This window comes from Rhizobacter sp. P3_B12 (assembly GCF_056402895.1).
Genome location: NZ_JBFUGN010000017.1, coordinates 1 through 20728, shown reverse-complemented (window position 1 = coordinate 20728; position 20728 = coordinate 1). Strand labels below are relative to the sequence as shown.

Genomic DNA, 20728 nt, shown 5'->3' with positions numbered 1-20728 from the left:
TGCTGCTGCTCGACGAGCCGTTCGGCGCGCTCGACGCGTTCACGCGCGAGGAGCTGTGGTGCACGCTGCGCGACCTGCACGCGGTGCAGCGCTTCAACGTGATCCTGGTGACGCACGACCTGCGCGAGGCGGCGTTCCTCGCCGACACGGTGCACGTGATGAGCCGCGGCCCGGGGCGCATGCAGGTGCGCCGCGAGATCGGCTTCGAGCGCCCGCGCGAACTCGCGCTCACCTACACCCGCGAGTTCAGCGACGTGGTGCTCGAGCTGCGCGAGCACATCGGCAGCCTCCGCCGCGCGCCGGAGGCGGTGTCGTGACGGCCCGGCGCGAGCGCCTCGCGCCGTGGCTGCTGCTGGCCGCGGTGCTGCTGCTGTGGGAGCTGGCGTGCCGCGGCTTCGGCATCTCCGACTTCATCTTCCCGAGCCCGTCGCACATCGCGCAGCAGCTGTGGGAGTTCCGCGCGGTGATCGCCGCGCATGCGTGGCGCACCTTCTGGGTCACGATGCTGGGCTTCGGCCTGGCGATCGTGGTCGGCGTGCTGCTGGGTGCCCTGGTCGGCAGCTCGCGGCTCGCGTATGCGGCGATGTACCCGCTGATGACGGCCTTCAACGCGCTGCCGAAGGCGGCCTTCGTGCCGATCCTGGTCGTGTGGTTCGGCATCGGCGTCGGGCCGGCGGTGCTGACGGCGTTCCTGATCTCGTTCTTCCCGATCACGGTCAACATCGCGACCGGCCTGGCGACGCTGGAGCCGGAGCTGGAGGACGTGCTGCGCGTGCTGGGCGCGCGGCGCACCGACGTGCTGCTGAAGGTCGGGCTGCCGCGCTCGATGCCGTATTTCTATGCGTCGCTGAAGGTTGCGATCACGCTCGCCTTCGTCGGCACGACGGTGTCGGAGATGACGGCCGCCAACGAGGGCATCGGCTATTTGCTGATCTCGGCCGGCTCGTCGATGCAGATGGGGTTGGCGTTCGCCGGGCTCGCGGTGGTGGGCGCGATGGCGATGGCGATGTACGAGCTGTTCGCGATCGTCGAGCGGCGCACGACGGGCTGGGCGCATCGCCGGGCGGGGGCGGCATGAGCGATTTCTCGAACGCCGATCCGACGCACGAGCAGATGCTGCGGCACCTGCGGCGTGCGAACGAGGTCGCGAAGCGGGCGATGGGCCTGGGCCGCCATCCGTTCGGTGCGTTGCTGGTGGCGCCGGACCACGAGACGGTGCTGGCCGAGCAGGGCAACATCGACACGGTGCACCACGCCGAGGCCACGCTCGCACGGCATGCATCGCTGAACCATGCGCCGGACTTCCTGTGGAACTGCACGCTGTACACGACGGTGGAGCCATGCGCGATGTGCGCCGGCACGCAGTACTGGGCGCACATCGGGCGGCTGGTGTACGGCGTGTCGGAAGCGGCACTGCTCGCGATCACCGGCGCGCACCCCGACAACCCGACGCTGGACCTGCCGTGCCGCGAGGTGTTCGCGCGCGGGCAGAAAGCGGTGCGGGTGTGGGGGCCGGTCGGGGAGGTGGAGGCGGAGTTGCTCCAGCTGCATCGGACGTTCTGGTCCGCGAGCCCGTAGCCCGGGTGACAACCCGGGATCGTGAGTCACGAATCCCGGATTCGCATCCGGGCTACGGCGAATACGGCGCCGCCAACCCCACGTAGTCCTTGCGCAGCGGCGCCGCATAGTCCCCGCGCTTGCTCGTCCCGAGCCCGATCGCGAGCAGCCCCTCGGCCAGCTTGACGGCGGCCGCGACGCCGTCGACCACCGGCACGCCGAGCTCGGCCTGCAGCCGCGCGCACAGGTCGGCCATGCCGGCGCAGCCCAGCACGATCGCGCCGGAGCGGTCGCGTTCCAGCGCCTGCCGTGCGCTCGCGAGGATGCGTGCATAGGCGTCGCTCGCCGGGTCGTCGAGTTCGAGCACCGCGATGTCGGTGCCGTGGATGCCGCGGCAACGGCGCTCGAAGCCGTACTGCAGCACCAGGTGCTCGGCGATCACGCAGGTGCGGGTGAGCGTCGTGACGACCGAGAAGCCGGTGGCGACGAGCGATGCGCAATGGAACGCCGCCTCCGCGATGCCGATCACCGGCCCGCGCGCCAGCTCGCGCGCGGCATGCAGGCCGGGGTCGCCGAAGCACGCGATGACGTGCGCATCGGCACCCAGCGCCTCGCCTGCACGCACCTGTTCGGCGACGCCGGCAGCGGCCCACACGTCGTCATGGTGCCCCTCGATCGACGGTGCACCAAAGCTCGGCTGCACCGCGTCGATCACGGTGCCGGGCGCGGCCACCGCACGCGCGGCCTCGCCGATCTTGGCCGTCATCGACGCGCTGGTGTTGGGGTTGATCACGCGGATCTTCATCGTCGGCTCCTCAGATGCGATGGGCTGCTTTGTATACAAAGCGAGCCCGGGTGTCGCCATCAGCTGAGCAAGTCGTGCGCCCGTTCCAAGGCGTGCCGCCGCCCCAAAGGCGGGCGATCGGCGATGCGGAAGTTCACAGTTGGTGCGACTCGCTCGTACACAAACGCGTGGATGAGCCGCCACCTGCGGGTTGCCCCGGAGGAAATCCACTGGCATGTGCTTTGCATACAGGGGGCGGCATGAAGCCCGACTCGTCCCTGGTGCTCACCTCGCTGGTCAAGCGTTATGGCGACACCGTCGCCGTCGACGGCATCGACCTGACGATTCCCTCCGGCAGCTACTGCTGCCTGCTGGGGCCCTCGGGCTGCGGCAAGACCTCGACGCTGCGCATGATCGCCGGCCACGAGCTCGCGAGCGACGGGCAGATCCTGCTCGGCGGCAAGTACATCACCTACAGCGCCGCCGCCGACCGCGGCACCGCGATGATGTTCCAGAGCTACGCGCTGTTCCCGCACCTGAGCGTGCTCGACAACGTCGCCTTCAGCTGGAAGATGCGCGGCAAGCCGCCCGCCGAGCGCCATGCGCGGGCGCGCGAGCTGCTCGCGCTGGTGGCGATGACGCCCTACCTCGCGCGCCTGCCGAGCGAGCTCTCCGGCGGCCAGCAGCAGCGCGTGGCGCTGGCGCGCGCACTGATGACCGAGCCGCGCGTGCTGCTGCTCGACGAGCCGCTGTCGGCGCTCGATCCGTTCCTGCGCGTGCAGATGCGCGCCGAGCTGAAGCGCTGGCAGCAGGAACTCGGCTTCACCTTCGTGCACGTGACGCACTCGCAGGAAGAGGCGATGGCGCTGGCCGACCAGGTGGTCGTGATGAACCAGGGCCGCATCGAGCAGACCGGCTCGCCGCGCGAGGTGTTCAACGCGCCGCGCAGCGAGTTCGTCGCGCGTTTCATGGGTGCGCACAACGTGATCGCGTCGCCGGCCGGCCGCATCGCGGTGCGCTCCGACCGCATGCGGCTGCAGCACCATGCCGACACCGAAGGCCGCGCCGCCGCGGTGCGCGCCGTCGAGTACCAGGGCACGTACGTGCAGGTGAGCCTGGCGCCGCAGGGCGAGGCGGCCGACGCGCACTGGACGGCCACCGTCTCCGACGCCAGCTTCGACGCCGCGCCGTTCGCGCCCGGTGACACCGTCTACGTGAGTTGGGCCGCGCATGAGGCGCACGCGCTGGCCTGATCAGTTTCGTCCCCGAGAGTCCGCATCACATACCACCCCGAGGAGCACCCCATGACCGACCACACCGATCCATCCGCCACATCGGCCACGCCGAAGCTCGGCCGCCGCACGCTGCTGAAGGGCGCGGCCGCCGCCGGCGGCACGCTGGCCTTCCCGTTCGTGCACGCGCAGGAGAAGATCACGCTGCGCTACCTGGGCACCGCGGTGAACCAGGACAAGGCCATCGCCGACAAGTTCAAGGCCGACACCGGCATCGAGATCCAGTACATCCCGGTCACCACCGACGACGTGACCAAGCGCGCCGTCACCGCGCCGAACTCGTTCGACCTGATCGACACCGAGTACTTCTCGCTGAAGAAGATCCTGCCGACCGGCAACCTGCTGGGCATCGACACCAAGCGCATCAAGAACGCCGACAAGATCACGACGCTGTTCACCAAGGGCGAGGTCGGCGGCAAGAAGGTCGGCGACCAGGGCACCGCGCCGAAGAAGGTGATGTACGTCGCGTCCCCCACCGCGAAGGACTTCGCGAAGGAGCCGACGCAGTTCATGACGCTGATCCCCACCGTCTACAACGCCGACACGCTGGGCATCCGGCCCGACCTGATCAAGCGTCCCATCGAGAGCTGGAAGGAACTGCTGAACCCCGAGTTCAAGGGCAAGGCCGCGATCCTGAACATTCCGTCGATCGGCATCATGGACGCGGCGATGGTGGTCGAGGCGGCGGGCCTCTACAAGTACCCCGACAAGGGGAACATGACGAAGAAGGAAATCGACCTGACGATCAAGACGCTGATCGAGGCGAAGAAGGCCGGCCAGTTCCGCGCGCTGTGGAAGGATTTCAACGAGAGCGTGAACCTGATGGCCTCGGGCGAGGTCGTGATCCAGTCGATGTGGTCGCCGGCCGTCACGGCCGTGCGCACCAAGGGCATCGCCTGCACCTTCCAGCCGCTGAAGGAAGGCTACCGCGCCTGGGCCGCCGGCTTCGGCGTGCCGAAGACGGTGAGCGGCAAGAAGGCCGACGCGGTCTACGAATTCATCAACTGGTTCCTCGACGGCTGGGCCGGCGCGTACCTGAACCGCCAGGGTTACTACAGCGCGGTGCTGGACACCGCGAAGGCCAAGATGGAGGCCTACGAATGGGCCTACTGGATGGAAGGCAAGGCGGCGGCGCAGGACATCAAGTCGCCCAACGGCGACCTGCTGGCCAAGGCGGGCAGCGTGCGCGACGGCGGCAGCTACGAGACGCGCATGGGCGGCATCGCCTGCTGGAACGCGATCATGGACGAGAACGCGTACATGGTGCAGAAGTGGAACGAGTTCGTGGCAGCGTGACATGAGTGCGCCCGTAGCCCGGATGCCAATCCGGGATGCATCGTCCCGCGACCATCCCGGATTGGCATCCGGGCTACGGGTTTCTGCGTGGCTGCAGGCGACGCCATTCGCACTGGTGTTCCTGCTGTTCCTCGTGCTGCCGCTGCTGCTGGTGGTGACGGTCAGCTTCTGGCGCGCCACCGACTACGAGCTGATCCCGGCCTTCACCTGGCAGAACTACCTCGACGTCTTCAACGAGACGACGGTCCGCACCTACCTGTCGACGCTGAAGTTCTGCTTCCTCGTCTGGCTCGTCACGCTGCTGATCGGCTTCGCGGTGGCGTATTTCCTCGCGTTCCACGTGCGCTCGGTCGGCGCGCAGACGCTGCTGTTCATCCTGTGCACCGTGYCGTTCTGGACCTCCAACGTGATCCGCATGATCTCGTGGGTGCCGCTGCTCGGGCGCAACGGGCTGATCAACCAGGGGCTGCAGGCGATCAACGTGATCGATTCGCCGATCGAGTGGCTGCTGTTCAGCGATTTCTCGGTGGTGCTCGCCTTCGTGCACCTGTACACGATGTTCATGATCGTGCCGATCTTCAACTCGATGATGCGCATCGACCGCGCGCTGATCGAGGCGGCACGCGACAGCGGCGCGAGCGGCTGGCAGACGGTGTGGAACGTCGTCGTGCCGCTGAGCCGCACCGGCATCATCATCGGCTCGATCTTCGTCATCACCATCGTGATGGGCGACTTCGTGACGATCGGCGTGATGGGCGGCCAGCAGATCGCCTCGGTCGGCAAGATCATCCAGGTGCAGACCTCGTACCTGCAGTTCCCGATGGCCGCGGCCAACGCGGTGATCCTGCTGGCGGTGGTGCTGATGATGATCTGGGGCCTGACCCGGCTCGTCGACATCCGGAAGCAGCTCTGATGCACGCCGACAAGCGCCCGCGCAGCTTCTACGCCCTGGCCGCCGTGTTCGGCGCCTTCGTGCTGTTCCTCTACGGCCCGATGATCACGATCTTCGTGCTGAGCTTCCAGGGGCCCGAAGGCGGGCTCACGTTCCCGATGCGCGGTGCCTCGCTGCACTGGTTCGCGAAGCTGTGGGAGGGCATGGGCGTCGTCGACATCGCGGCCGCGTTCCGGCGCTCGGTGGCGTTGGGCAGCGTCGTGATGCTGCTGACGGTGCTGCTGTCGCTCGGCGCCGGCCTCGCGTTCCGCAAGAAGTTCGCCGGCTCGGGCGTGCTGTTCTACACCTCGGTCGCGAGCCTGATCATGCCGTCGATCGTGGTCTCGCTCGGCATCGGGCTGCAGTTCCGGCTGATCGACACCGCGTTCAAGGGCGTGCTCGAGAGTGTCGGCGCGAGCGGGCTGCTCGAGGGCTACGGCACCGCGATGGGGCTGTACACCTCGGCGCTCGGCGCGCACATGACGTGGACGCTGCCGTTCGGGCTGCTGATCATGCTGGCCGTATTCAACCGCTTCAATCCGGCCTTCGAGGAGGCGGCCGCCGACCTGGGCGCCACGCCGTGGCAGAGCTTCCGCCACGTGGTGCTGCCGCTGATCGCGCCGAGCCTGGTGGGGGTCGGCATGTTCGGCTTCACGCTCAGCTGGGACGAGATCGCGCGCACCTCGCAGGCGATCGGCGACGTCAACACGCTGCCGCTGGAGCTGCAGGGGCTGACCAGCACCGTCACCACGCCGGCCATCTACGCGCTCGGCACGGTGACGACGGTGGTGTCGTTCGCGGTGATGGGCTGCACGCTGGCGCTGGTGAAGTTCCTCGGCAAGCGCCGCGGCGCCTGACGATGGCCGAAGCGACCGCGGCGACCGGGGGTGCCGACCGGGTCTATGAAGCGATCTATGCGGCGGTGATCGACCACCGCCTCGCGCCCGGCTCGCGGCTGCGCGAGGAGGAGCTGGCGCAGACCTTCGAGGTCTCGCGCACGCTGGTGCGCCAGGCCCTGCACAAGCTCGCGCAGGACGGCGTGATCGTGCTGCGGCCGAACCGCGGTGCCCAGGTGCCCGAGCCGACGCGGCGCGACGGCGAGCATGTGTTCGATGCGCGGCGCGTGGTGGAGTGCGAGGTGGCGCGGCGGCTCGCCGGCAAGCTCAGCGCGGAGCAACTGGCCGAGCTGCGCCAGCTGGTCGAGGCCGAGGCGCGGGCGACGAAGTCGCAGAACAAGCAGGAGGCGATCCGGCTGTCGGGCGAGTTCCACCTGAAGCTCGCGCGCATGAGCGGCAACCCGATCTTCGTGCGGCTGCTCGAGGAGCTGCTGCCGACCACCTCGCTGCTGATGGCGCTCTACAAGTCGCCCGGCGAGCCGATGTGCGTCGCGCACAGCCACCAGCAGCTGCTGCAGGTGATTTCGAAGGGGGCCGGTGCGGGGGCGTCGACCGAGATGCGGCGGCACCTGAACGAGATCGAGCGCTCGCTGTCGCAGCCGGCGGTGAAGGCGGTGCCGGCGTTGCGGGATGTGTTTCGAGGGTATCGCTCGTAGGCCAGCCATCCGTTCGCCCTGAGCAGGGACCGAGCCTGTCGAGGGCCCGTCCGTCGAAGGGTTGGTTCTAAAGCGCGCATGGCCTTCGACAAGCTCAGTCCGACCCTTCGACAGGCTCAGGGCGAACGGGGTTTCAGCGGCACGCGAAGCGATACACCCCGTCAGCATCCACCGAGCGCACCAGCCTCCCCGCCAGCCACAACGCATGCAGGTGCGCGATCGATTCGCCCATCGCGAACGTCGTCTGGTGCAGGTCCAGCTTGCGCGTGAACAGCACCGTCAGCAGGTCGGCCGCGCTTTGCGGCGCGGTGGCGCAGGCGCGCATCACGTCGGCGAAGCGATCGTCATGGTGCGTCACCAGCTGCTGGATCCGCGTGTGCATGCCGCGGAACGGCCGGCCGTGCGACGGCAGCACCAGCGTGTCGGCCGGCAATGACGCATAGCGCTGGATCGACGCCAGGTACAGCGGCAGCGGATCGGCCTCGGGCTCCAGGTCGATCACGCTGACGTTGGTCGAGATGCGCGGCAGCAGCATGTCGCCCGAGATCAGCACACCGAGCTCGGCGCAGTACAGCGACATGTGCTCCGGCGCATGCCCGTAGCCGGAGATGCACTGCCAGCCGTGCCCGCCGATCGCGAGCACCATGCCGTCGAGCAGCCGGCGGAACGCGGCCGGCACCTGCGGCACCATCGTCGCGTAGTAGTTGCTGCGCGCCTTGATCTTCGCCACCGCCTCCGGGTCGGTCAGCCCGTGGCTGGCCATGAACTTCGCCGCCGCCTCGCCGCCGAAGCCGGTGGTGGAGGTGCTGGCCAGCCGCGCCGCGTTGTAGTCGGTCGCGCTGATCCACAGCCGCACGTTCCAGCGCTCGGTCAGCCAGTGCGCCAGCCCCATGTGGTCGGGGTGCATGTGCGTCACGATCACCCGCAGCACCGGCAGGCCCTGCAGCTCGTCCTCGAACACCTGCTCCCAGGCCGCCTTCGTCGCATCGTTGGTGATGCCGCAGTCGACGATCGTCCAGCCGGCGCGGCCGTCGATCTCGTCGCGCAGCAGCCAGAGGTTGATGTGGTCGAGCGCAAAGGGCAGCTGCATGCGCAGCCACCGCACGCCGGGCGCCACCTCCAGCGTCCGGCCGGTGTCGGGCAGGTTCTCGCCCAGCGGGTACTGCAGCTGTCGCTCGAGCTCGTTCATCGGCTTGGTCGGTGATGTCATGGGGCGGCTACACTTTACGTATACGTCAATCAGCCGATTCTAGGTTTTCATGCCGCACGCTGCTGTCGCCGAGGTGTCCGCCACCTCGTCCACCCCGGGAATCACCTACACGATCAGCGAACTCGCCCGCGAATTCGACCTGACGACGCGGGCGATCCGCTTCTACGAGGACTGCGGGCTGCTGTCGCCGCAGCGTGCCGGGCGCAACCGCATCTACACCGCGCGCGACCGCACCCGGCTGAAGCTGACGCTGCGCGGCAAGCGGCTCGGGCTGACGCTGTCCGAGGTGAAGGAGCTGGTCGACATGTACGAGTCGCCGCGCGACACGCAGGCGCAGCTGAAGAAGTTCCTCACGGTGCTGGGCCTGCACCGCCAGCAGCTGGAGCAGCAGATGGCCGACCTGCACGTCACGCTCGACGAGGTGCGCACGCACGAGAAAGAGGCGAAGCGGCTGCTGAATTCGCCCTGACACGATCCATCCCAGAAACTGACGGAGACACCCCATGAACCTGCCCGGACTCGACTTCCAGCTCGGCGAAGACATCGACGCGCTGCGCGACAGCGTGCGCGCCTTCGCCGAGGCCGAGATCGCCCCGCGCGCCGCCGAGATCGACCGCAGCGACCAGTTCCCGATGGACCTGTGGCGCAAGATGGGCGAGCTCGGCGTGCTCGGCGTCACCGTCAGCGAGGAATACGGCGGCGCCGACATGGGCTACCTCGCCCACATGATCGCGATGGAGGAGATCAGCCGCGCGTCGGCCAGCGTCGGCCTGAGCTACGGCGCGCACAGCAACCTGTGCGTGAACCAGATCAAGCGCAACGGCAGCGAGGCGCAGAAGCGCAAGTACCTGCCGAAGCTGATCAGCGGCGAGCATGTGGGTGCGCTCGCGATGAGCGAGCCGGGCGCCGGCTCCGACGTGATCAGCATGAAGCTGAAGGCGGAAGACAAGGGCGGCCACTACCTGCTGAACGGCACCAAGATGTGGATCACCAACGGCCCCGATGCCGACACGATGGTGGTCTACGCGAAGACCGAACCCGAACTCGGGGCCCGCGGCGTCACCGCCTTCATCGTCGAGAAGGGCATGAAGGGTTTCAGCACCGCGCAGAAGCTCGACAAGCTCGGCATGCGCGGCTCGCACACCGGCGAGATGGTGTTCCAGAACGTCGAGGTGCCGGCCGCCAACGTGCTGGGCAGCCTGAACGGCGGCGCCAAGGTGCTGATGAGCGGGCTCGACTACGAGCGCGCGGTGCTGGCGGCCGGGCCGATCGGCATCATGCAGTCGGTGATGGACAACGTGGTGCCGTACATCCACGACCGCAAGCAGTTCGGCCAGAGCATCGGCGAGTTCCAGCTGATCCAGGGCAAGGTCGCCGACATGTACACCGTGCTGCAGGCGGCGCGTGCCTTCTGCTACACGGTCGGCAAGAACCTCGATTCGCTCGGCGTCGAGCACGTGCGCCAGGTGCGCAAGGATTGCGCGAGCGTGATCCTGTGGTGCGCCGAGAAGGCCACCTGGATGGCCGGCGAAGGCATCCAGGTCTTCGGCGGCAACGGCTACATCAACGAGTACCCGCTCGGTCGTCTCTGGCGTGACGCGAAGCTCTACGAAATCGGCGCGGGCACCTCGGAGATCCGTCGCATGCTGATCGGCCGCGAGCTGTTCGCCGAAACGATGTGAATATGCTGCGGCGCGCCGATTCGAGCCCGTTTCCTGACGGCTGTTTGACAGGTTCGGGCGAATATCGCGCGCCGCCGAAAAGGCAAGAAAAAACTTCGCGCACCAGTTCACATCGGCTTGCAATTGAATCGCGAAATGAGTAGGGATATCCCGGTCCGGCTTTCTAAGATGCTGTCCATACGGCGCCGTTCGCGCCATACCGGAACATCTGATGTCTACCAAACCGACTTCCGCTGTGCAGCGCTTCCGTCTGCACGCGCTGGCCGTTACCGGCCTGCTGGCCGCCACGCTGGCTGCCCCGTTCGCGGCGCTGGCCGCCGAGCCGATCGTGATCGGCCAGGTCGCACCGTTCACCGGCCCGCAGGCCGTGACCGGCAAGGCGATGAACGCCGGCGCGAAGCTGTACTTCGACGCGGTGAACCTGAAGGGCGGCGTGCGTGGCCGGCCGATCAAGCTGGTGACGCGCGACGACGCGCAGAAGCCCGACGACAGCGTGCGCCTGACGCGCGAACTGATCGCCGCCGAAGCGCCGGTCGCGATGATCAGCACGGTGGGCACCGCCAACCTCGAGGCGCTGGCCAAGGACGGCGTCTACACGCAGACCAAGACCTCGCTGGTGGGGGCGGTGTCGGGTGYGGCCTCGGTCGTCAAGGCGCCGGGCATGCACATCGTGAAGGCGAGCTACCACGACGAGGTGGGTCGCCTGTTCGACCAGCTGTCGCATGTCGGCGTGAAGCGCGTGGGCCTGGTCTACCAGGACGACGGCCTGGGCAAGGACGTGCTGACCGGCGCGCAGGCGGCGGCGCTGAAGCACGGCATCGAGCTGGCGGTGACGAGCGGCTACCCGCGCAACACGGTGCAGGTCGAGAAGTCGGTCGCCGACATCATCGATTCGAAGGTGCAGGTGGTGTTCCTCGGCGCGACCACCGCGGCCGGCATCGAGTTCGTCAAGCAGTACGCCGCCAAGGGCGGCCAGGGCATCCTGTACGGCATGTCGATCATCGACACCGATGCGCTGCTGAAGGCGCTCGGCCCGGAGCGTGCGCGCGGCTACGCGTTCTCGGTGGTGCTGCCGCTGCCGCAGCAGAGCAGCCTGGCGGTGGTGCGCGAGTACATGCAGCTGAAGGCCGCCTCGAACAATCCGGACCTGTCGGCCCGCTCGATCGAGGGCTTCATCGCCGCGAAGGCGCTGGTCAAGGTGCTGGAGACCACGACCTCGCTGACGCCGGCCGGCGTCACCGCGGCGCTGAATGCCGCCAGCGCGATCGACGTCGGCGGCTACACGCTCGACTTCAGCGTCAACGACAAGCCGGGTTCGCACTACGTGAACTTCGCGATGTTCGGCGCGAACGGCAAGATCCTCAACTGACGACGGGGCCTGCATGCCCCGCGGGAGCGTGGGCATGACAGGGCACATCGTCGCGTTGGGCGGGGGCGGCTTCTCGATGGAGCCTGAGAACCCCCGCCTCGACCGCTACATCCTCTCGCTTGCCCGCCGGCCCCGCCCGCGCGTGAGCTTCATCGGCACCGCCAGCGGCGACAGCCCCGACTACCTGCTGCGCTTCTACAAGGCCTTCGCGAAGCTCGACTGCGAGGCCCGCCACCTGCCGCTGTTCCAGTTCGACCGCGGGCTCGACCTGCGCGCCGAGGTGCTCGCGAGCGACGTCGTCTACGTCGGCGGCGGCAACACGCCGGCGATGCTCGCGGTGTGGCAGCTCTACGACCTGGCGGCGGCCTTCGCCGACCTGCTCGACGCCGGCGGCGTGCTGGCCGGCATCAGTGCCGGCGCGAACTGCTGGTTCGACCGCTACGTCACCGACAGCGTGCCCGGCGGCGGCGTGCAGCAGGGCCTCGGCTTCGCGGCCGGCACCTTCTGCCCGCACTACGACGGCGAGGCGTGGCGCCGGCCGCTGGTCGAGCAGGTGGCGCGCGACCACGCCGGCGACTGCCTCGCCTGCGACGACAGCGCCGCGGTGCGCCTGGATGCGCAAGGCCGGCTCGTCGAAGCCGTCACCTCGGTCGAGGGCAAGCGCGCCCACCGCTGGACCGACGGCGAGCCGGCGCCCMTCATCACCCGGCTGCTGGCCTGAGAGGGTGAGAGCGAATCCGCAACTGCTTACACTGCCGCGTCTTCGCTGCACTGCAACATCATGACCACCGACCTGCAAGAACTTCTCGCCAGCAACCGCCTGTGGGCGCAGCGCACCGAAGCACGCTCGCCGGGCTTCTTCACCGGGCTGCTGAAGCAGCAGGCGCCGCAGTACCTGTGGATCGGCTGCGCCGACAGCCGCGTGCCGGCCAACGAGCTGGTCGACCTGGCGCCGGGCGAGCTGTTCGTGCACCGCAACGTCGCCAACGTGGTGGTGCACTCCGACCTGAACGCCTTGTCGGTGATCCAGTTCGCGACCGACATGCTGAAGGTCAAGCACATCATCGTGGTCGGCCATTCCGGCTGCGGGGGTGTCGCGGCGGCGCTGCACGACCGGCGCGTGGGCCTCGCCGACAACTGGATCAGCCACGTCAAGGACGTGCGCAACAAGCACCAGGCCTGGCTCGACACCGTGCAGGAAGCGCGCCGCGTCGATGCGCTGTGCGAGCTGAACGTGATCGAGCAGGCGCGCAACGTCTGCCACACCACGGTGGTCGAAGAGGCGTGGCGGCGCGGCCAGGAACTGGTCATCCACGGCTGGTTCTACGGCCTGTACAACGGCCTGCTGCAGGACATGAAGATCACCATCGCCGGCCCGGAGCAGGTCGGCACGGCGTACGACGATGCGCTGGCGGGGCTGCAGTCGCGCTATGCGTCGATGGGGGCGGTCGGCTGAACCGCGGCGGCGCATGTTCCCGCAGGCCCTCACCGACGCGCGCGCGTTCGGCATCGCACAGGCGATGCTCGACGGCTTCAACCGGCACTACCGCTTGTTCCGCGCCGCCAGCGCCGGGGCCAAGCAGCGCTTCGAGACGGCCGACTGGCACGGCCAGCAGCGCGCGCAGCGCGAGCGCATCGAGTTCTACGACGTGCGCGTCGATGAGGCCGTCGAGCGGCTGCAGACCGAGTTCGATGCCGCCAGCCTCACGTCCGAGGCCTGGCAGGAGGCCAAGCTGCACTACATCGGCCTGCTGACCAACCACCACCAGCCCGAGCTCGCCGAGACCTTCTTCAACTCGGTGACGACGAAGATCCTGCACCGCAGCTACTTCAACAACGACTTCATCTTCGTGCGCCCGGCGGTGTCGACCGAGTACATCGAGAACGACGAGCCGGCGTCGCAGCCGACCTACCGCGCCTACTACCCGACGCGCGAGACGCTGCGCGAGACCTGGCTGCGCGTGGTGCACAACTTCCAGCTGGCCTGCGAGTTCGAGGACCTGGAGCGCGACATCGACCACGTGCTGGCCGCCGTCACCGCGCAGATGGGCGATTTCCGGCCGCGCGCGAACTTCCAGATCCAGGTGCTGAGCTCGCTGTTCTTCCGCAACAAGGGCGCCTACGTGGTGGGCAAGGTGATCAACGGCTACAAGGAGACGCCGTTCGCGCTGCCGATCCTGCACAGCGCCGGCGGCCACGGGCTCACGATCGACACCGTGCTGCTCAGCGAGGACGACCTGCTGATGCTGTTCAGCTTCGCGCGCGCGTACTTCCTGGTCGACATGGAGATCCCGTCGGCCTGCGTGCAGTTCCTGCGCACGCTGATGCCGCGCAAGCCGCGCTCGGAGCTGTACAGCGCGCTCGGGCTGCAGAAGCAGGGCAAGAACATCTTCTACCGCGACCTGCTCGCGCACCTGCGCCACAGCAGCGACACCTTCCGCATCGCGCCCGGCATCAAGGGCATGGTGATGCTGGTGTTCGACCTGCCGTCGTTCCCGTACGTGTTCAAGGTGATCAAGGATTTCTACCCGCCGCAGAAGGAGACGACGCGCGAGCTGATCAAGAGCAAGTACCTGCTCGTGAAGCAGCACGACCGCGTCGGGCGCATGGCCGACACGCTGGAGTACAGCAACGTCGCCTTCCCACGGGTGCGCTTCGACGACGAGCTGGTGGCCGAGCTGAAGCACTTCTGCGGCAGCCTGCTCGAGGAGGATGGCGACGACCTGGTGATCCGCCACGTCTACATCGAGCGCCGCATGGTGCCGCTCAACATCTACCTGCAGGAGGCGACGCCCGAGCAGGTGGAGCACGCGGTCATCGAGTACGGCAACGCGATCAAGGACCTGGTCGCCGCGAACATCTTTCCCGGCGACATGCTGTGGAAGAACTTCGGCGTCACGCGCAACGGCAAGGTGGTGTTCTACGACTACGACGAGATCGAGTACCTGAGCGACTGCAACTTCCGCCGCGTGCCGGCACCGCGCACCGAAGAGGAGGAGCTCTCCGCCGAGGTCTGGTACCGCGTCGGGCCGCGCGATGTGTTCCCCGAGACCTTCGGGCCATTCCTGCTCGGCCACCCGGGCGTGCGCGAGGTGTTCATGAAACACCATGCCGACCTGCTGGACGCCGATTTCTGGCAGCGTCGCAAGGAGCGCATCCAGGCCGGGCACGTGCACGACGTGTTTCCGTACGACCCGGCGCGGCGCTTCAAGAACCAACGACGGCTGCGCGCGGCGCAGCTGGGCTCCGACGTGACGACATCGACATGACGACGACATTGAACGAACGCAGCCGTGCCGCGGTGTGGCACCCCTGCAGCCAGATGAAGCAGCACGAGACGCAGCCGCTGCTCGAAGTGGCCGGCGCCGACGGCGTGTGGCTGGTCGACACGGCGGGCCGGCGCTACCTCGACGGCATCAGCTCGTGGTGGGTCAACCTGTTCGGCCACGGGCACCCGCACCTGCGCGCGGCGCTGCATGCGCAGCTCGACACGCTGTGCCACGTGATGCTGGCCGGCTGCACGCACGAGCCGGTGGTGGCGTTGTCGGAGCGGCTGGCCGGACTCACCGGCCTGGGCCATGCGTTCTACGCCAGCGACGGCGCGGCCGCCACCGAGATCGCGCTGAAGATGAGCGCCCACCACTGGCGCAACCGCGGCCGGCCCGGCAAGAACAAATTCATCGGTATCGAGGGCGGCTACCACGGCGAGACGGTGGGCGCGCTGTCGGTGACCGACATCGCGTTGTTCCGCGATGCCTACGGCCCGCTGGTGCGCCTGAGCGCGACGGTGCCGAGCCCCGATGCGCGCGGCGCCGAGCCGGGCGAGACGCCGGCCGACGTGGCGCGCCGCTGCGCGCAGGCGCTGCAGGCGGTGCTGGAATCGCGGCACGACGAGATCGCCGCGGTGATCGTCGAGCCGCTGATCCAGTGCGCCGCCGGCATGGCGATGCACGACCCGGCCTACCTGCGCGAGCTGCGCGCGCTGTGCGACCGCTACGAGGTGCACCTGGTGTGCGACGAGATCGCAGTCGGCTTCGGCCGCACCGGCAGCCTGTTCGCGCACCAGCAGGCCGGCATCCGGCCGGACCTGCTGTGCCTGTCGAAGGGGCTGACGGGCGGCACGATGGCGTTGTCGACGGTGCTGGCCACCGACGAGGTGTTCGCCTCGTTCTACGACGACAGCACGGCGCGCGGCTTCCTGCATTCGCATTCGTACACCGGCAACCCGCTGGCCTGCCGCGCCGCGCTCGCGACGCTGGAGATCTTCGGCCAGCGCGACTGGATGGCGCACAACGCGGCAACGGCCGCCGCGCTCGACGCGCTGTGCGAGCCGCTGCGAGCGCACCCGGCGGTGCTGCGCAGCCGCCGGCTCGGCATGGTGTGGGCGTTCGACATCGACAGCGCGGATCCGCTGTTCGCGCGCCGCTACCACGCGGCTGCGCTGCGGCACGGGCTGATGCTGCGGCCGATCGGCAGCACGCTGTACTTCATGCCGCCGTACGTGATCGATGCGGCGGCCTGCGCACAGCTCGCGGCCGGTGCGCTCGCCGCATTGCAGGAGAGCTTGTCATGAGCGTCGAAGGCTATTTCGTCACCGGCACCGACACCGGCGTCGGCAAGACCCTGGTCGCGAGCACCTTGATGCTCGACCTGCGGCGCCGCCACAAGCGCGTGGTCGGCATGAAGCCGGTGGCCGCCGGCACGATCGCGACGCCGCACGGCGACGACAACGAAGACGTGCTCGCGCTGCGCGCCGCCGCCACCGTCGCGGTGCCGCGCGAGCTGGACAACCCGTACTGCCTGCCGCTGCCGTTGTCGCCCCACCTGGCCGCGCGCGCGGCCGGCGTGCAGATCGACATCTGCGAGCTCGGCCGGCGCTACCGCGACCTGGCCGCGTTGGCCGACGCGGTCGTCGTCGAAGGCGCCGGCGGCTTCCTGGTGCCGTTGAACGACACGCAGACCGGTGCCGACCTCGCGCAGGCGCTCGACCTGCCGGTGCTGCTGGTGGTCGGCCTGCGGCTCGGCTGCCTGAACCACGCCTTGCTGACGCAGGAGGCGATCCGCGCGCGCGGGCTGCGCCTGGCCGGCTGGGTCGCGAACCGCGTCGACCCGGCGATGCTCGCGGTCGACGAGAACATCGCGACGCTGCGCGAGCGCATCGACGCCCCGCTGTGGGCCGAGCTGCCGCACCAGCCGCACGCGAGCGCGCAGGACATGCTGCGCCACTGGACCGCGCGATGAACGCCTTCGACCTCGCCGAGATGGCCACGGAGCTCGACGCGCTGGACGGCGCCAGCCTGCGCCGGCGCCGCCGCGTGGTGCAGCAGGTGGACGGCCCGCGCATGGTGGTCGACGGCGAATCGCTGCTCGCGTTCTGCAGCAACGACTACCTGGGCCTGGCGCAGCACCCGGACCTGATCGCCGCGGCGCAGCGCGCAGCGCAGCAGTGGGGTGTCGGCGCGACCGCGTCGCCGCTGGTCTGTGGCCACACCGAGGCGCATGACGCACTGGAGCGCGAGCTGGCCGCGTTCGTCGGCCAGCAGGCGGCGCTCAGCTTCTATGCCGGCTTCGCGGCCAATGTCGGGCTGCTGCCGGCGCTGGTGGGGCGTGGCGATGCGCTGTTCTGCGATGCGCTGAACCATGCCTGCCTGATCGACGGTTCGCGGTTGTCGGGCGCGCAGATCGGCGTGTATCCGCATGGCGACCTGGAGGGCCTGGCCAGCCGGCTCGCCGCATCGACGGCCGAGCGCAAGCTGGTGGTCACCGATGCGGTGTTCAGCATGGACGGCGACCTCGCGCCGCTGCCCGGGCTGCTGTCGCTGTGCGAGCGCCACAACGCGTGGCTGCTGGTCGACGAYGCGCACGGCTTCGGCGTGCTCGGGCCGGACGGGCGCGGCACGGCGGCGCATTTCGGGCTGCGCTCGAAGCGCCTCGTCTACATGGCGACGCTCGGCAAGGCGGCCGGTGGGGCCGGCGCGTTCGTCGCCGGCGACGCGACGCTGGTCGACTGGCTGCTGCAGCGCACCCGCAGCTACACCTTCGCGACCGCGATGCCGGCGATGCAGGCCGAGGTGCTGCGCGAGAGCCTGCGCGTGATGCAGCGCGAGCCGCAGCGGCGGGCCCACGTGCTGGCGCTGGTGAAGCGGCTGCGCGCCGGGCTCGCAGCGCTGCCGTGGCCGAACCCGCCGTCGCCGACGCCGGTGCAGCCGCTGATCCTCGGCGGCAATGCCGAGGCGCTGGCGATGGCCGCGGGCCTGCGCGAGCGCGGCCTGTGGGTGCCGGCGATCCGGCCGCCGACGGTGCCGGCGGGCAGCGCGCGGCTGCGCATCACCTTGTCGGCGGCGCACACCGAGGCCGAGGTCGACCGGCTGCTGGATGCATTGCACGAGATCGCCGCGAGGCGTACAACAACCTGAGCTTTCACCCCCTGAAGGAGACCCCCATGACCGCACACACGACCGCACACGACACCGACCCCATCGTCATCGTGTCCGCTGCCCGCACACCCATCGGCGGCCTGCTGGGTGATTTCAGCGCGCTGGCCGGCCATCAGCTGGGCGCCATCGCGATCAAGGCGGCCGTCGAGCGCGCSGGCATCACCGGCGACGCCGTCAACGAGGTGCTGATGGGCAACTGCCTGATGGCCGGCCAGGGCCAGGCGCCGGCGCGCCAGGCGGCGCTCGGGGCCGGGCTGCCGCAGTCGGCCGGCGCGGTGACGCTGTCGAAGATGTGCGGCTCGGGCATGCGCGCGATGATGTTCGCGCACGACATGCTGAAGGCCGAGAGCGTCGACGTGATGGTGGCCGGCGGCATGGAGAGCATGACGAATGCGCCGCACCTGATGTTCGCGCGCAAGGGCGTGCGCTACGGCGCGGCCCAGATGTTCGACCACATGGCGATCGACGGGCTGGAGGATGCCTACGACCGCGGCCGCGCGATGGGCGTGTTCGCCGAGGAGTGCGTGGCCAAGTACCAGTTCAGCCGCGAGGCGCAGGATGCGTTCGCGATCGCGTCGACGCAGCGCAGCAAGCAGGCCAACGAAGACGGCAGCTTCGACTGGGAGATCGCGCCGGTGACGGTGGCCGGCAAGGGCGGCGACACGGTGGTGAAGTTCGACGAGCAGCCGTTCAAGGCCAAGCTCGACAAGATCCCGACGCTGAAGCCGGCGTTCAAGAAAGACGGCACGATCACCGCGGCGAATGCGTCGAGCATCTCCGATGGCGCCGCGGCGCTGGTGCTGATGCGCGAGAGCACCGCGAAGCGGCTCGGCAGCACGGTGCTGGCCCGCATCCATGCGCATGCGGTGCATGCGCAGGCGCCGAACTGGTTCACGACCGCGCCGATCGGCGCGATCGAGAAGGTGCTGAAGAAGACCGGCTGGGCCGCGAAGGAGGTCGACCTGTGGGAGGTCAACGAAGCCTTCGCCGCGGTGACGATGGCRGCGATGCACGAGTTCAAGCTGCCGCACGAGATCGTCAACGTGCACGGCGGCGCGTGCGCACTGGGCCACCCGATCGGCGCGAGCGGCGCGCGCATCGTCGTCACGCTGCTGGGCGCGCTGCGCAAGCGCGGGCTGAAGCGCGGCGTCGCGGCGCTGTGCATCGGCGGCGGCGAGGCGACGGCCATGGCGGTGGAGCTGGTCTGACGCGCCGATGAACATCCTCATCATCGGCGCCTCGCGCGGCATCGGCCTCGAATTCGTCCGCCAGTACCGCGAGGCCGGCGCACGCGTCACCGCCACTGCGCGCGACGATGCCGGCATTGCGCGCCTGCAGCAGCTCGGCGCCGAGGCCTTCGCGCTCGACGTGACCGACACCGCGAGCGCCTCGGGCCTGGCCTGGCGCATCGACGGGCAGGCCTTCGATGTCGTCGTCGTCAATGCCGGCGTGCTCGGGCCGCAGCTGGCGGCGCCGCAGACGCCGAGCGCGGACGACTTCGATGCGGTGATGCACACCAACGTGCTCGGTGCGATGCGCATCCTGCCGCAGGTGATGGAATCGCTCGCGCCCGGCGCGAAGCTCGCGGTGCTGTCGTCGCGCATGGGCTCGATCGGGCTGCGCAGCTCGGGCAGCAGCTGGCTGTACCGCGCGTCGAAGGCGGCGCTCAATTCGGTGCTGAAGGACATGTCGTTCACGCTCGCCGGCCGCGCGACCTGCGTCGCCTTCCACCCGGGCTGGGTGCGCACCGACATGGGCGGTTCGTCGGCCGACATCAGCGTCGAGCAGAGCGTGGCCGACATGCGGCGCACGCTGGCCGCGCTGCAGCCGTCGGAGAACGGCAGCTTCCTGAACCACGACCACCAGCCGCTGGCCTGGTGACACTGACAAGAACGAGGAGACACCCCATGCTGACCGAAGACCACCGCGCGGTGCAGGACGCCGTGCGCGCCTACGTGCAGGACCGCATCGCCCCGCAGGCCGCCCGCTGGGACAAGGAGCACCATTTCCCGAAGGACGAGCTGCGTGGCCTGGCCGAGCTCGGCTGCTACGGCGTGGCGGTGCCCACCGAGTGGGACGGCGCCGGGCTCGACTACCTGAGCCTGTCGCTGATCCTCGAGGAGATCGCGGCCGGCGACGGCGCCACGTCGACCATCGTCAGCGTCAACAACTGCCCGGTGTGCTCGATCCTGATGGCCTGGGGCGACGAGGCGCAGAAGGCGCTGTGGCTGAAGCCGCTGGCGCGCGGCGAGATGCTCGGTGCGTTCTGCCTGACCGAGCCGCACGTCGGCTCGCAGGCCGACGGGCTGAAGACGAGCGCGGTGCGCGACGGCGAGCACTACGTGCTCAATGGCGTCAAGCAGTTCATCACCAGCGGCCAGCACGGCGACGTGGCGATCGTGATGGCGGTCACCGACAAGGCGGCCGGCAAGAAGGGCATCAGCGCGTTCATCGTGCCGACCTCGACGCCGGGCTACGTGGTGGCGCGGCTGGAGGACAAGATGGGCCAGCACGCGAGCGACACCGCGCAGATCCTGTTCGAGAACTGCCGCATCCCGGCGGCGAACCGGCTGGGCGAGGAAGGGCAGGGGCTGAAGATCGCGCTGTCGGGGCTGGAG

General features: G+C 69.1%; 21 protein-coding genes and 1 pseudogene. 20 read left to right on the top strand and 2 right to left on the bottom strand.

Features of this window, described 5'->3' with window-relative positions:
• The 3 genes and pseudogenes from AC1D01_RS02200 to AC1D01_RS02190 all read left to right on the top strand — a co-directional run.
• Window positions 1-317, top strand: a pseudogene (locus AC1D01_RS02200) (ABC transporter ATP-binding protein); the annotation flags it as partial.
• Window positions 314-1078: an ABC transporter permease gene (locus tag AC1D01_RS02195; protein ID WP_477864463.1), complete on the top strand. Its 765-nt coding sequence runs from the start codon at window positions 314-316 to the stop codon at window positions 1076-1078. The pseudogene AC1D01_RS02200 and the gene AC1D01_RS02195, both read left to right, overlap by 4 nt.
• The gene (locus AC1D01_RS02190; protein ID WP_477864462.1) at window positions 1075-1578 is read left to right on the top strand and encodes a nucleoside deaminase; all 504 of its coding nucleotides are present in this window, start codon (window positions 1075-1077) and stop codon (window positions 1576-1578) included. The genes AC1D01_RS02195 and AC1D01_RS02190 overlap by 4 nt, the downstream gene beginning before the upstream one ends.
• A 52-nt stretch (window positions 1579-1630) precedes the next feature.
• On the opposite strand, the gene AC1D01_RS02185 is transcribed toward AC1D01_RS02190, so the two are convergent.
• Entirely contained in the window at window positions 1631-2362 is a 732-nt protein-coding gene (locus AC1D01_RS02185; RefSeq protein WP_477864461.1) for an aspartate/glutamate racemase family protein, read from the bottom strand.
• Window positions 2363-2601: 239 nt separating this feature from the next.
• On the opposite strand from AC1D01_RS02185, the gene AC1D01_RS02180 reads away from it, so the two are divergent.
• Genes AC1D01_RS02180 through AC1D01_RS02160 form a run of 5 tightly spaced genes read left to right on the top strand, consistent with a single transcriptional unit; the run spans window position 2602 to window position 7412 of the window.
• Entirely contained in the window at window positions 2602-3594 is a 993-nt protein-coding gene (locus AC1D01_RS02180; RefSeq protein ID WP_477864460.1) for an ABC transporter ATP-binding protein, read from the top strand.
• Between the two features lie 51 nt (window positions 3595-3645).
• Window positions 3646-4929 carry an ABC transporter substrate-binding protein gene (locus AC1D01_RS02175; RefSeq protein WP_477864459.1) on the top strand — a complete coding sequence of 428 codons (1284 nt, stop codon included), beginning with the start codon at window positions 3646-3648 and terminating at the stop codon, window positions 4927-4929.
• 1 nt (window position 4930) lies between these two features.
• The gene (locus AC1D01_RS02170) at window positions 4931-5842 is read left to right on the top strand and encodes an ABC transporter permease (protein WP_477864458.1); all 912 of its coding nucleotides are present in this window, start codon (window positions 4931-4933) and stop codon (window positions 5840-5842) included.
• Complete coding sequence (locus tag AC1D01_RS02165) at window positions 5842-6717, top strand: ABC transporter permease (RefSeq protein ID WP_047506816.1); 876 nt, start codon at window positions 5842-5844, stop codon at window positions 6715-6717. Before AC1D01_RS02170 ends, AC1D01_RS02165 begins: the two co-directional genes overlap by 1 nt.
• Window positions 6718-6719: 2 nt before the next feature.
• Window positions 6720-7412 carry a GntR family transcriptional regulator gene (locus AC1D01_RS02160; RefSeq protein WP_477864457.1) on the top strand — a complete coding sequence of 231 codons (693 nt, stop codon included), beginning with the start codon at window positions 6720-6722 and terminating at the stop codon, window positions 7410-7412.
• A 133-nt stretch (window positions 7413-7545) separates the two neighbouring features.
• Here AC1D01_RS02160 and AC1D01_RS02155 read toward each other — a convergent pair whose 3' ends face one another.
• Window positions 7546-8601, bottom strand: a complete 1056-nt coding sequence (locus AC1D01_RS02155; protein WP_477864464.1) for an MBL fold metallo-hydrolase — start codon at window positions 8599-8601, stop codon at window positions 7546-7548.
• A 70-nt stretch (window positions 8602-8671) separates the two neighbouring features.
• Between AC1D01_RS02155 and AC1D01_RS02150 the strand changes: the two genes are divergently transcribed.
• The 12 genes from AC1D01_RS02150 to AC1D01_RS02095 all read left to right on the top strand — a co-directional run.
• Window positions 8672-9091 (top strand): MerR family transcriptional regulator, encoded by a 420-nt coding sequence (locus tag AC1D01_RS02150; protein WP_477864456.1) that lies wholly within the window; start codon window positions 8672-8674, stop codon window positions 9089-9091.
• Between the two features lie 34 nt (window positions 9092-9125).
• Window positions 9126-10304, top strand: a complete 1179-nt coding sequence (locus tag AC1D01_RS02145) for an isovaleryl-CoA dehydrogenase (protein WP_477864455.1) — start codon at window positions 9126-9128, stop codon at window positions 10302-10304.
• Window positions 10305-10515: 211 nt separating this feature from the next.
• Window positions 10516-11673, top strand: a complete 1158-nt coding sequence (locus tag AC1D01_RS02140; protein ID WP_477864454.1) for an ABC transporter substrate-binding protein — start codon at window positions 10516-10518, stop codon at window positions 11671-11673.
• A 34-nt stretch (window positions 11674-11707) separates the two neighbouring features.
• Window positions 11708-12394 carry a Type 1 glutamine amidotransferase-like domain-containing protein gene (locus AC1D01_RS02135; protein WP_477864453.1) on the top strand — a complete coding sequence of 229 codons (687 nt, stop codon included), beginning with the start codon at window positions 11708-11710 and terminating at the stop codon, window positions 12392-12394.
• A gap of 60 nt (window positions 12395-12454) precedes the next feature.
• Window positions 12455-13129 carry a carbonate dehydratase gene (gene can, locus AC1D01_RS02130; RefSeq protein WP_477864452.1) on the top strand — a complete coding sequence of 225 codons (675 nt, stop codon included), beginning with the start codon at window positions 12455-12457 and terminating at the stop codon, window positions 13127-13129.
• Window positions 13130-13142: 13 nt separating this feature from the next.
• Window positions 13143-14942 (top strand): bifunctional isocitrate dehydrogenase kinase/phosphatase, encoded by a 1800-nt coding sequence (gene aceK / locus AC1D01_RS02125; protein WP_477864451.1) that lies wholly within the window; start codon window positions 13143-13145, stop codon window positions 14940-14942.
• Window positions 14939-16246 carry an adenosylmethionine--8-amino-7-oxononanoate transaminase gene (gene bioA / locus AC1D01_RS02120; RefSeq protein WP_477864450.1) on the top strand — a complete coding sequence of 436 codons (1308 nt, stop codon included), beginning with the start codon at window positions 14939-14941 and terminating at the stop codon, window positions 16244-16246. Before aceK ends, bioA begins: the two co-directional genes overlap by 4 nt.
• Window positions 16243-16914: a dethiobiotin synthase gene (gene bioD, locus AC1D01_RS02115; protein WP_477864449.1), complete on the top strand. Its 672-nt coding sequence runs from the start codon at window positions 16243-16245 to the stop codon at window positions 16912-16914. The genes bioA and bioD overlap by 4 nt, the downstream gene beginning before the upstream one ends.
• Complete coding sequence (bioF, locus tag AC1D01_RS02110; protein WP_477864448.1) at window positions 16911-18089, top strand: 8-amino-7-oxononanoate synthase; 1179 nt, start codon at window positions 16911-16913, stop codon at window positions 18087-18089. Before bioD ends, bioF begins: the two co-directional genes overlap by 4 nt.
• A gap of 26 nt (window positions 18090-18115) precedes the next feature.
• A complete protein-coding gene (locus AC1D01_RS02105; protein ID WP_477864447.1) occupies window positions 18116-19318 on the top strand; it encodes an acetyl-CoA C-acyltransferase in 1203 nt (400 codons plus the stop codon).
• Between the two features lie 7 nt (window positions 19319-19325).
• Window positions 19326-19991, top strand: coding sequence for an SDR family oxidoreductase (locus AC1D01_RS02100; RefSeq protein ID WP_477864446.1), 666 nt, complete (start codon window positions 19326-19328; stop codon window positions 19989-19991).
• A 26-nt stretch (window positions 19992-20017) separates the two neighbouring features.
• A partial coding sequence (locus AC1D01_RS02095; RefSeq protein ID WP_477864445.1) for an acyl-CoA dehydrogenase family protein occupies window positions 20018-20728 on the top strand: 711 nt, incomplete at its 3' end.

Coding starts and splice junctions, on each gene's coding strand:
- AC1D01_RS02190 (WP_477864462.1), top strand. CDS start 1,075: ATGAGCGATTTCTCGAACGCCGATCCGACGCACGAGCAGATGCTGCGG.
- AC1D01_RS02185 (WP_477864461.1), bottom strand. CDS start 2,362: ATGAAGATCCGCGTGATCAACCCCAACACCAGCGCGTCGATGACGGCC.
- AC1D01_RS02180 (WP_477864460.1), top strand. CDS start 2,602: ATGAAGCCCGACTCGTCCCTGGTGCTCACCTCGCTGGTCAAGCGTTAT.
- AC1D01_RS02175 (WP_477864459.1), top strand. CDS start 3,646: ATGACCGACCACACCGATCCATCCGCCACATCGGCCACGCCGAAGCTC.
- AC1D01_RS02165 (WP_047506816.1), top strand. CDS start 5,842: ATGCACGCCGACAAGCGCCCGCGCAGCTTCTACGCCCTGGCCGCCGTG.
- AC1D01_RS02160 (WP_477864457.1), top strand. CDS start 6,720: ATGGCCGAAGCGACCGCGGCGACCGGGGGTGCCGACCGGGTCTATGAA.
- AC1D01_RS02155 (WP_477864464.1), bottom strand. CDS start 8,601: ATGAACGAGCTCGAGCGACAGCTGCAGTACCCGCTGGGCGAGAACCTG.
- AC1D01_RS02150 (WP_477864456.1), top strand. CDS start 8,672: ATGCCGCACGCTGCTGTCGCCGAGGTGTCCGCCACCTCGTCCACCCCG.
- AC1D01_RS02145 (WP_477864455.1), top strand. CDS start 9,126: ATGAACCTGCCCGGACTCGACTTCCAGCTCGGCGAAGACATCGACGCG.
- can (WP_477864452.1), top strand. CDS start 12,455: ATGACCACCGACCTGCAAGAACTTCTCGCCAGCAACCGCCTGTGGGCG.
- aceK (WP_477864451.1), top strand. CDS start 13,143: ATGTTCCCGCAGGCCCTCACCGACGCGCGCGCGTTCGGCATCGCACAG.
- bioA (WP_477864450.1), top strand. CDS start 14,939: ATGACGACGACATTGAACGAACGCAGCCGTGCCGCGGTGTGGCACCCC.
- bioD (WP_477864449.1), top strand. CDS start 16,243: ATGAGCGTCGAAGGCTATTTCGTCACCGGCACCGACACCGGCGTCGGC.
- AC1D01_RS02100 (WP_477864446.1), top strand. CDS start 19,326: ATGAACATCCTCATCATCGGCGCCTCGCGCGGCATCGGCCTCGAATTC.